We start from the raw sequence: 11278 nt of genomic DNA, 5'->3' as shown, positions 1-11278 counted from the left end.
TCAATCGATAAAAAATTGACATTTAACCGAATAACTTGGTGGCTATGAATTATCCAGGCTAAGTATTGATTCCGGATAATCTATTGTTAGTAAATACGTTGAAAAGAAAACGGGGCATAATATACCATCTACCGATACCATTTCACGAATGGCGATTGTTTTCATAACTGCTTCTTCAGATATATCCGTATTTGTAAAATTTACGTTTTGTACTTTTACCCTTTTGGAAATAAGCTTGTTGTCAGATCCAGGAGTACGTAGCGGGTCTTCTTCAAGAGGCTAGAGGACAGAGATTAGAGGCTAGGAAAAAGTTGCAAAGTAACAAAGGCACAAAGTAACAAGTATTAAAGAGAAAATACGAGCCGCGATGGAGTACGGAGACATGGAAAATCGAGAACGGAGAAACGAAAAAATAAAAAACCCGCGTGTCATCGCGAGGAGTTCTTGCTTTGCTCAGGATAAATTCCGCGACGTGGCAATCTCCTTGGCGTAAGACTTGAAAGGGAAACCTGCCAGGTTTTTTTACAAAAATAGCGCTGACATCTATCATGGATGTCAGCGCTATTTAAATGCAAATGGTTCCAATAATTAATTTAACTATCAAATTTCCCGGCACACAATAATGCTCCGCCCATAAGGCCCCAATCCTTTAATAAACTGGACACAGCCATTTGCCTTGTTGCTTCTTCCATCGCCATAGGTATGTGCATGGTAAGAATAAAAATTAACAGCATAAGCGCTAACAACAAACAAGCTAATCTTGCATGTTTTAATGATAATTGCCACTGCAGCAGCAATAAGCGCCACGCCAACCAGATAAACCCAAAATATACCACCGGGAATAAAAGATGGCACCATACCAGCCATATCGCCGCCTTTCATAAAGTGCATCAGGCCAAATATAGCAAACGGTATGGCATAGATAATCCTTGCGTAGCAATCAATTAGTGCTTTCATATGAACCTCCCAATTTATTGGTTTTGATGTGAAAACAATTAGATCTTAAAAGGTAAATTGTATCTTTGTTGTTGACTTTTAAATATTTTTGACCGGATTCTTGTTGTAATTTTGCTATAAAATACTGCAAGATCGGGGTCAATTTCGACCAACTTACAGACAAAGATACAATTTAGCAACAGTTATTTTAAAAAATTTCATATTTATTAATTCAACTACCTGGTTTATGAGCAAGAATTTTCATAAAACAAACTATTCTATTTCACCAGAAGATAAAAGTTTTTGAAAAAAAGAAATGATTCTAACAAATAAAGCCAGCAATATTAATATAATATCGGAGTTGCTATTTTATAATTAAAAGTGAATCCCTGATTTATATAACCCCAGAAATGGATTATGAAATTATTATTTTCGGAGTATAAATCCGATTACCCCAACTATATTTTTCCATATGCTATTTGGGCTATTCCCGATCCCAAAGAAACGCCCGCGAAAATTTTTGAGTACGGGTTTTTACCCAGTAATCGGGATATGACGCAATATTACCTGTGCCGTCATATTAGAATTAAATTGGACAACTTTCGACCTTCTTCTGAAAATCGCAGAATACTGCGAAAATGTGATGGAATCGAATATAAGCTGTTGATCCGGGATCAATTTGAATATACACAGGATTGGCGAAAATTTTGTAAAACTTATTCGGACATCAAATTTGGTAAAGACGTCATGACCTTCCATCGGTTGGATTCGCTTTTCAATTCCAGAATTCTTACACATGTCCTTATTTATTATGATTCCGAAAATGCCAAGGAAGTTGGTTTGGTTACATTATATCTCGAAGAAAAAGCCTTGGCCTATTATTATTATGCATTTTATGATTTAAATTATTATCAAAAAAATTTAGGCATGTTTATGATGACAACTGCGGTAAATTACTTTTCGCAATTGAAATATGAATCGCTTTATTTGGGCACATGTTATTCCAAAAATGCCCTTTACAAAACACAATTTAAAGGAGCACAATTTTTTAACGGATTCCGGTGGTCAGATAATCTGAAAGAATTGAAATACATGGTCGAAAGAGATCAATCCCCGGTGAAAAAACATCTGCTGGAAACGGAAGACTTTGTCGATTTGTTCTATGAAAACAAGTTTGCCCAAATTACAAACCTGAGCAAATTTATTTTACCTTCATCAAAATAAGGGATCGTAAGCATTTTGAAGCCTTCAAAAAAACTATTCATTTTTTTTATTATTCTGATTTCTATTTTCACATTTGCTTTTTTTAAAAGAAATCCATTCCTGCAAATCGGCAATTTATCCGATGAAACACCACCGGTTATTCACTCTCATAACGGATTAAAACAAAAGGGCGTTAGCTGGGTAGCGGGCCGGCAGCCCATAACCCGGGAGGATTTTAAGCCTTTGTTAAAAAACCATGTTAACTGGATTGTGCAAACGCCATTTGGATGGCAACGGCAATACAATTTACCGGCGCTGGCTTTCAGTAAAAATGGAGGTATGTGGGGGGAAAGGGACATTGGTGTTAAAAAAACGACTGAGATTGCCGAGGAATTTGGCATCCATACATTGCTTAAGCCACATATCTGGCTAAGAAATCGAGATGGAAAGTGGCGGTCTGAAATTGAGATGGACAATGAAGAAGACTGGCAGACCTGGTTTGATAATTATCGTAAATTTATTTTGCATTATGCGAAACTGGCTGAAGAGTTGGATATTCCCGCTTTTTGTATCGGGACGGAATTACGAGCAACGGTTCGTGAAAGAGAGAAAAATTGGCGCAAAATAATTTCTGATATCCGAAAGGTATATCATGGAAAACTAACCTATGCGGCAAATTGGTATAAAGAATTCGAGGAAGTAAAATTTTGGGATGAGCTGGATTTTATTGGCATCCAGGGTTATTTTCCATTGAGTAAAAAAAAATATCCGACTGTAGAGATGCTTAAGAAAGGCTGGTCATCTCATAAGAAGAAAATTCTAAAGATTGCACAAAAATTCAATAAAACGATTGTATTTACGGAAATCGGTTACAAGAGCACGCCGGATTCCTCTATCGAGCCCTGGACATGGCTCAACCGCCAAACAAGGGGAAATGGTGAAGTTGATTTACAATCACAGGCAGATTGCTACGAGGCATTTTTCCAAACATTCTGGCATGAAGATTGGTTTGAAGGGGTTTATTTCTGGAAATGGTTTCCAAAACATGACAGAGTTGGTGGTGAGGGCAATAGAGATTTTACTCCGCAAAACAAACCGGCAGAAAAAGTACTGGCAAACTGGTTCGGAAAGTCTTAACGGGTGGATAATATTTTAAACCAAGGGCAATGATGAAACCAATCGGCATGAAAGAAATGAATTTGATCTTTAGTGTTACGGATGAAATGGGCATCCATCGGGAGGCCATCGAAGTTCCGCTGTTTCCAAAAGGGGAGGGGAATATAAAAGTGCTGCCGAAAAGTAAAATTGAGATTGTCATCCCGGCAACGATCGATCTGGTGGATTGGTTGCCGACAATGAAAGATCTGTTAATTGAGCTAGGGGATTAATTTAATGATTAACGTATTCACATCTTTCATCGCTATTAGCATTTAAACAAGCTCAGTAATGATATGATCACTGTCTCAAGGTTAAATAGTTTTAAATATTTATATGTCATAGAATTTATTTTTCTTGTGTTCAGATCGTGACAATGGAAACCCCGTATAGTTTGCTCAACCCCTGGTTGTGATTCGCCACGTTCACAGCATCGGGAAAAGATGTCACCCTGGGCGCGTTCCTTTTCTCCCATAATGCCGAGCATGGGCTGTCCAGAGTGTCATTGGTTTATCCATTGCTACTAAAAACTGCATGTAAAAATTTTGTCTTGGGAACAGCGTCTATCTCTTCTGCAAGATGCACCATCTGCCAATGCTCATCTGCCTTTTCGACCGTAGGTGAATGGATGTGGTACTTCCAGAACCGCCAACAAGAGGTTGCAATCGCGGCATATGCACAAAATAATTGCAAAGACTCCTTTTCCCGCTCTTCTAGCGCTTTAACTTGTTGGTATCCCATAACCAGTGCTCGAGCTTTACTCAATACCCATGTTGTTCCCTCTGTACACAACCCCAAAATTCCCATCCCTAAATCAAACACCTTGTAATAAAGACATGCTTCTTCAAAGTCTATTATAGCCTTCAGCTTACCTCTCTCGAACAAAATATTATCATAAAATACATCCCCATGAATTAATCCACAGGGTAACTCTGGCGGGATCTGCAGCTTAAGTTGAACCAACCGCTCCGCCAACCAAGACTCATACGCTTGATTAACGTTACGGCTAATGACTTTTGAAAAAAAAATGTAGGCCATAAGGGTGTCTATCGGGCAGGAAATCCGGCGCAGGTGTTTGATGTAGCCTGGCCATTGCCGCTCCTACTTGGCGCATCATGGCGTCATCAATATTCTGACAAACCTGCCCGGAAATGTAGGTCTTCAACATGACTGGTTTTTGTCGATAAACCAGTGTGACTTCTTCTGTAAGCAGCAGTACCAGGCGTGTAGTAGTAAAGTCGTACTTTGCCAGCAACAGTAATAATTGTCCCAGCTTAACTACATAGGCTAATGTTTTCTCATCGAAAACCGTCAGCACATATCTGTTTTGCGGTGTTTTCAACACATAACTGGAATTGGACGCTCCTCCCTCGATAGGTTTAAAATCCACAACTATCAGGCCATGGTGGTTAGCAATTCTCTGAATATCATTCTTCTGCAATTGTATGTACTGGGCCATTATAATCCTGTCTTAATTAGCTCGTAGTACCCTCATGAGAAGTGTGGTTTGAATCCGAGAAACCTTTGTCATGTTTGAAAAGTGCACGGAAATAGTTTTCTTATTTTTCATCATATCATGAATGTCTTCAAATTAAAAGTTCTTGTAACTTCCTATCATCACAAAAAAAACTCATTAATGTATTGGGTGTTCGCCCATCCATGTATCATAATTAAAGACTCTCTGCTCAGAAGTCAATGTTTTTCTTCTTAGAGAGCGTGGTCGGCATTCATAAATAGATTGGAAATATTATTGAAACACTAGATTACTTAAAAATCTTTGAAAAAATTGCCTAATCTTCATTATAATTAGACGTTACGGAATCCAATCTAACAAAATATTAATTTAAAGTTTAGGAATTATCAAAGGAGTTAAAAGCGCTATGCCAAAAAAAGCACATCAAAATGTAGAAGAGTTTGAATATAAAGCAGAGATGAAGCAATTGCTTCACCTTATTGTCAATTCTCTTTATACACACCCGGAAATTTTTCTTCGTGAGCTTATTTCTAATGCATCGGATGCATTAAACAAAGCCAAATTTAAAGACTTAACTAGCAAAGACTTATTGAACCCGGATTTACCTTTTCGGATTAATATTCATTTGGATTCAAAAAAGAAGACATTTTCAATTGAAGATACCGGGATTGGTATGACCAAAGAAGATCTCATTGACAGGATTGGCACCATTGCCAGTTCCGGAACACTGGAATTCTTAAAGAAAATAAAAGAGCAAGACAAGCCCTTTGAAAATGAATTAATCGGCCAGTTCGGTATTGGGTTTTATTCAGTCTTCATGGTTACAGATGAGGTTACCATCGAAACGAGATCGGCTGATAAAGATTCGAAAGGATATATTTGGACTTCTTCCGGTGAAGGTAAATTTAAAATTGAGGAATTCGATAAGAAGCAAAGAGGAACAAAGATATCTTTCAAAATAAAAAAATCTGCAGAAGAATTTAGTGAAGATTGGCGTGTTCAACAAATCATAAAAAAATATTCTAATTTTGTGGATTTCCCGATTTACGTGGGCAAAGAAGAAATTAATATTGTTAGCGCCATATGGCACCAAAATAAAGCTGATATAAAAGATGAAGAATTAAATGAATTCTATAAATTCATATCAAACGATTTTAATAATCCTTTGGGGCATCTTCAATTAACCATTGAGGGAAAAGTTAACTTCAAAGCCATCCTTTTTATTCCGGAAACTGCTCCCTTGCGGTTGTTTGCCGACGAAGATCTAAAATCGTTACATTTGTATTCTAACAAAATATTCATCCAGGATGATTGCAAAGAATTGCTGCCGGAATACTTAAGATTTCAATCAGGAGTTGTGGATACGGAAGATTTGCCACTAAATGTTTCCAGGGAAGTCACTCAATCTAGCCCGGCAATGGCAAAAATTAAAGATATTCTTACGGGAAAAGTACTCGGGATGCTTGAGGATTGGGCGAAAAAGGACCAGGAAAAGTATGATAAATTCTATTCGAATTTTAGCCCGCTGTTTAAAACCGGGGTCAATTCGGATTTTAAAAACAAAGATCGTATTATAGAATTATTGCGGTTTGAATCCACTAAAACCGAAAAGGGTAAATGGACATCTCTCAAAGAATATACAACCCGGATGAAAAGTGATCAAAAGGAAATTTATTACTTGTCAGGAGAACATAGGGATACGGTTGAACAAAATCCCAACCTGGAATACTTCAAGAAAAATGATATTGAGGTGATTTATTTATTGGATCCAGTAGATAATTTTGTTTTTCCATCGATTGCCGAGTATGACAAAAAGCAGCTAAAATCGATCGAAAAAGCGGATATTGACTTAAAGCAGGATGAGGATAAACAATCAGAAGCTTTGGAACAAGATTCGGCAAAGGAAGTAATTTCGGTTTTTAAGGATAAATTGGGTGATAAAGTTGAAGATGTGATTGAATCTAAGCGTTTGGTAGATTCCGCCGCAACACTCGTTGTTGGTAAAGAGGGCATGGATGCACAAATGGAACAAATGATGAAAATGATGAACAAAGAGTTCACCGCACCTAAAAAAATCCTTGAAATTAATCTTTCCCACTCATTGATTAAAAATCTATCTCATTTAATTAAAAATAAAAAAGATGATGACTTTGTTAAAAATTGTATCCTGCAACTTTACGAAGGAACGCTGTTGATTCATGGCGACCTGGAATCCAGAAATGAATTCGTTAGTCGAATGACCAACATTATGGAGAAAGCGACTGGTTGAAGAAATTGCCTAAAGTTTTAAGTTCATAAAGTGCCTGAAATTTATGTTCTTACAAACAAGCCAATTGCTGCTTAATAATTTATCTGATCCAAGGTAAGTTTATCCACGGCTTCTTTTTATCAAGACAAAGAAATGATCAATAAAATCAAGAATACCTTAATCTCCGTAACTTGTTTATTCTTGATTTATGGCTGCACAGCAAAAATGGTCTCTGAGCCAGCTTATGATTATTCCGGGATGGATAAATTATCTAAAAATGCTCATAAGAGAATTGAAAAATTTATCCGGGACACACAAAAAGAAGATTATCCTTACACCGTTTCTCCGGCCACAAGAATAGACAGCCTGAAAGTCAATAAACCTGCCAAGACTCTTAAGGTATTTTTTAATAAAGCATTTTCATTCGCACCGTTTCGAACTGAAAATGTAACTGCCTTTTATGCCGGTATGAAGAAAAGGCTTGGCCGAAAGTTCAGAAAATATACATTCACTGCATACTCTTTACGTGAACTCATTGAAGAACTCATTCCAAATTTTTACAGAAAAGATCAAAGCGAATATGATTTAAAAAGAATGCCTGATATTAAACAGGGGAGATCTAAGCCGATTGTCAGAAATAATAGCCATCCCTGGCTTCCTACCAATGGCTTATTCAACCGAAATATTGTTTTATGGCATAGTCACGGTTTTTATTACAATATCGATAAAGACCGGTGGATGTGGCAGCGTGCTCGATTATTCCAAACGGTTGAAGATCTCTTGCCATTGTCTTTTACGACCCCTTACCTGATCCCAATGTTAGAAAATGCAGGGGCGAGACTATTTTTACCACGTGAACGGGATACCCAACTCAATGAAGCTATTGTGGACAATGATTCTCCACAAACAGATTCTACTGAAATTAATTACGTGGAATTGGCCAGTGACTCCTTGTTGGTTTGGACGCATGGTTACAGTATTGGTTTCGCAATCGGGAATTTACCATATCCTTTTAATTACAATCCATTTTTACAAGGAACATACCGTAAAGTACACAGTGATACGGCTGAAACCGCTCAAATAGAATGGATTCCGAATATTCCGGAAACTGGCAATTATGCGGTTCACATATCTTTTGCTTCGATTGAAGAAGGAATTACTGACGCTAAATATAAAGTACATCATTTAGGCGGCATAACCGATTTTTCTGTCAATCAAACGATAGGTGGGGGTACCTGGATTTATCTTGGACGATTCAAATTCAAACAAGGTTTTCATCCGGATTCGGGCAAAGTCGTATTGACGAACCAGAGTGAACAACCGGGGAAATGGGTCACGGCTGATGCAGTACGGTTTGGAGGTGGTATGGGGATTATAGAAAGAGGTGGAAGAACCAGCGGCCGACCGAGGTTTATGGAAGGGGCTCGATATTATCTGCAATTTGCCGGCATGCCGGATACCTTGGTATATGATCTTCACGACAGCAAAGATGATTACAAGGATGATTACAAAAGCCGCGCTGAATATGTAAATTATTTACGGGGCGCTCCTTTTGGTCCCAATAAAAAAAGAGAGATTAAGGGTTTAGGTATTCCAATCGATTTGTCACTGGCATTTCACACGGATGCTGGTATTGTTGGCAATGATTCAACCATTGGCACGCTCTCCATTTACAGTATTGAGGACGCAGACACCGTATTTGTTTTTCCGGATGGTGTTTCCAGAGTTGCAAACCGAGATCTTGCCGATCTTATTCAAACTCAATTAGTTAGTGATTTGAGATCAAAATATGATTTAACATGGAATCGGCGGGCACTTTTGGATGCTCAATACAGCGAAGCCTTTCGGCCAAATGTCCCAAGCATGCTTTTGGAGCTTCTTTCCCACCAGAATTTTATGGATATGAAATTTGCCTTAGATCCTCGATTTCGATTTGATGCATCGCGTTCAATATACAAAGGAATCTTAAAATTCCTGGCTTTTCAAAATCGCTATGACTACGTCGTGCAACCGTTACCCATTACACATTTTTATGCGGAATTCACTGACTCAGCTGAAGTGACCTTGCAATGGAGAGGTGTAACGGATCCTCTTGAACTCACTGCCGATCCTTTGCAGTACATAGTGTATCGAAGAATAAATGAGGGTGGATTTGATAACGGGATCTTAGTTGATCATCCTGAAATTGTATTCAAAGAATTGCAGAGAGGTGAAATTTACAGTTTTAAAGTCACGGCTGTCAACCAGGGTGGTGAAAGCTTTCCATCTGAAGTTCTTTCTATATGTTGGCTGGGAAGTGATTATCCAACTTCATTGATTATCAATGGATTTGATCGCATATCAGGACCAGCAACTTTTGAGACTAGTGAGTCAGTTGGATTCCTGAATTTTCTCGACAATGGCGTTCCGGATAAATATGATTTGAATTTTACCGGCAGCCAATTTGATTTCTTTTTGAACTCAGAATATCGCTCAGACGATGCCCCTGGACATGGAGCCAGCTCTGCGGATTATGAAACAAGAATAGTGCCGGGTAATAGTTTCGATTATCCTTTCGTGCATGGGAAATCTATGTTGGCTAACAATCGATCCTTTGTTTCGGTCAGTGATGAAGCTGTCATGGACAGCTTGGTAGATTTATCTGACTATGGTTTTGTAGATTTAATTTTAGGTGAAGAAAGAGAAACGCACTGGCCAAAAGCCTATGGCGATACTTTACTCGGTACGCAATTCAAAACATTCCCGGAATCCCTGCAAAAAAAAATCAAATATTACTGCCAAAATGGTGGCAGCTTATTTATCTCAGGAGCGTACGTGGCTACTGATTTATTTGAGAACAAGCCAGATGATCATCCTGATGTTAAATTTGGCAGAGAGATTCTTAAATTAAATTGGGCTGCTAACCATGCGGCCCGTACAGGAGGAGTATTTTCATCTGACTCACTTTTTTTGCCGATTCGGGAATCATTTCGATTTAATACTACCTATGATCCTCAAATATATACTGTAGAATCTCCGGATGCTATCGATCCAGTTAAGGAATCAAAAACTATTTTACGATATAGCGAGAACAACTTTAGTGCAGCCATTGGATATATTGGGTTATATAATTTGGTGGTTTTTGGATTTCCTTTTGAAACCATTAATTCCGAGGAAGACAGAATGATTGTCATGGAGGCCGTTTTGAATTACCTAAACGGCAAAAATGGGTTGAAATTAAATGAATAATAATTTGATTGGATGGGTAGTTTTATTTTTGCCTCGAAGGCTCTAAGTCACAAAGATTGCATTCAAAAATAAATCCAATAATAAATCATCTTTGTGTCTTTGTGTCTTTGTGCCTCTGTGTTAAAGGTCATTTGTTATGCAACGAATGAGTGGCGATGAGCTAATGAAATATTATCACAAGCCTGGTGACCAAGCAGATGAGAATTTTGATTTTAGATATTTGCAGAAGTTTTGTAAAGCATTTACACATTCTGCACGATTGATTGCAGATATGGAGAATAGGCCATTTTGGATTGAAGGAGATGAATACGAAGCCGTTTCGAAAAAACTTTATAATATGGAATAGTGCGCCAGGAAAATTCCAGGTCAATTTCAAGGAAAGGATCGATTTTGTTTTTTCAAAGAATATATGAAGATGGATTAGCTCAGGCTAGTTATCTTATTGGTTGTCAGGAAACTGGCACTGCCCTGGTTATCGATCCTAAGAGGGATATTGATACCTATCTCGAAATTGCGGATAGAGAAAACCTACGGATAACCCACATCACTGAGACCCACATCCACGCAGATTTTTTGAGTGGAGCCAGGGAACTTAAAGCAGCAACAGGCGCCGAGCTACTGCTATCTGCCGAGGGCGGATCCGACTGGTTATATGGTTACGATCACATCGGTTTAAAAGACGGCGACCTATTTAAATTTGGCAATATTAAAGTTGAAGTGATGCACACCCCCGGCCATACTCCGGAACATATTAGTTTTTTGGTAAACGATATGCAATCGGGCGATGTGCCGGTCATGTTTTTCTCCGGAGATTTTGTATTTGTCGGTAGCGTGGGACGACCCGATCTGTTGGAGAAAGCGGCTGGAATTGCCGGGACACAAGAACAAGGCGCACGCCAGTTGTTCCAATCCTTAAAGAAATTTAAAGCTTTGCCGGATCATGTGCAGGTAATACCGGGGCATGGCGCAGGGTCGGCTTGCGGTAAGGCTTTGGGAGCAGTTCCTGCTACAACCGTAGGATATGAGAAATTAGT

The 11278-nt window shown here is 38.5% G+C and carries 9 protein-coding genes and 1 pseudogene; 7 read left to right on the top strand and 3 right to left on the bottom strand.

The features are described from left to right. Positions 1 to 593: 593 nt before the first annotated feature. Positions 594 to 957: pseudogene (locus IIC38_18165) on the bottom strand (DoxX family protein). A gap of 396 nt (positions 958 to 1353) precedes the next feature. Between IIC38_18165 and IIC38_18160 the strand changes: the two are divergent. The 3 genes from IIC38_18160 to IIC38_18150 all read left to right on the top strand — a co-directional run bounded on the left by IIC38_18160 (position 1354) and on the right by IIC38_18150 (position 3527). Next, positions 1354 to 2160 carry a hypothetical protein gene (locus IIC38_18160; protein MCH8127852.1) on the top strand — a complete coding sequence of 269 codons (807 nt, stop codon included), beginning with the start codon at positions 1354 to 1356 and terminating at the stop codon, positions 2158 to 2160. Positions 2161 to 2298: 138 nt separating this feature from the next. Beyond that, positions 2299 to 3276 carry a glycoside hydrolase TIM-barrel-like domain-containing protein gene (locus IIC38_18155; GenBank protein MCH8127851.1) on the top strand — a complete coding sequence of 326 codons (978 nt, stop codon included), beginning with the start codon at positions 2299 to 2301 and terminating at the stop codon, positions 3274 to 3276. Between the two features lie 29 nt (positions 3277 to 3305). Further along, entirely contained in the window at positions 3306 to 3527 is a 222-nt protein-coding gene (locus IIC38_18150) for a hypothetical protein (protein ID MCH8127850.1), read from the top strand. Between the two features lie 277 nt (positions 3528 to 3804). On the opposite strand, the gene IIC38_18145 is transcribed toward IIC38_18150, so the two are convergent. Then, positions 3805 to 4269 (bottom strand): phosphotransferase, encoded by a 465-nt coding sequence (locus tag IIC38_18145; GenBank protein MCH8127849.1) that lies wholly within the window; start codon positions 4267 to 4269, stop codon positions 3805 to 3807. A 31-nt stretch (positions 4270 to 4300) separates the two neighbouring features. Further along, entirely contained in the window at positions 4301 to 4753 is a 453-nt protein-coding gene (locus IIC38_18140; protein MCH8127848.1) for a phosphotransferase, read from the bottom strand. Between the two features lie 421 nt (positions 4754 to 5174). Here IIC38_18140 and htpG point away from each other — a divergent pair, with 421 nt between their 5' ends. The 4 genes from htpG to IIC38_18120 all read left to right on the top strand — a co-directional run. After that, the gene (gene htpG / locus IIC38_18135; protein MCH8127847.1) at positions 5175 to 7037 is read left to right on the top strand and encodes a molecular chaperone HtpG; all 1863 of its coding nucleotides are present in this window, start codon (positions 5175 to 5177) and stop codon (positions 7035 to 7037) included. Between the two features lie 132 nt (positions 7038 to 7169). Next, positions 7170 to 10244, top strand: a complete 3075-nt coding sequence (locus tag IIC38_18130) for a xanthan lyase (protein MCH8127846.1) — start codon at positions 7170 to 7172, stop codon at positions 10242 to 10244. 163 nt (positions 10245 to 10407) lie between these two features. Next, positions 10408 to 10590: a hypothetical protein gene (locus IIC38_18125; protein ID MCH8127845.1), complete on the top strand. Its 183-nt coding sequence runs from the start codon at positions 10408 to 10410 to the stop codon at positions 10588 to 10590. A gap of 44 nt (positions 10591 to 10634) precedes the next feature. Next, positions 10635 to 11278, top strand: a 644-nt coding sequence (locus IIC38_18120; protein MCH8127844.1) for an MBL fold metallo-hydrolase, incomplete at its 3' end; no start/stop codon positions are given.

The organism is candidate division KSB1 bacterium (assembly GCA_022566355.1).
Classification (GTDB): domain Bacteria; phylum Zhuqueibacterota; class JdFR-76; order JdFR-76; family DREG01; genus JADFJB01.
This window is presented reverse-complemented; position numbering and strand designations above follow the sequence as displayed.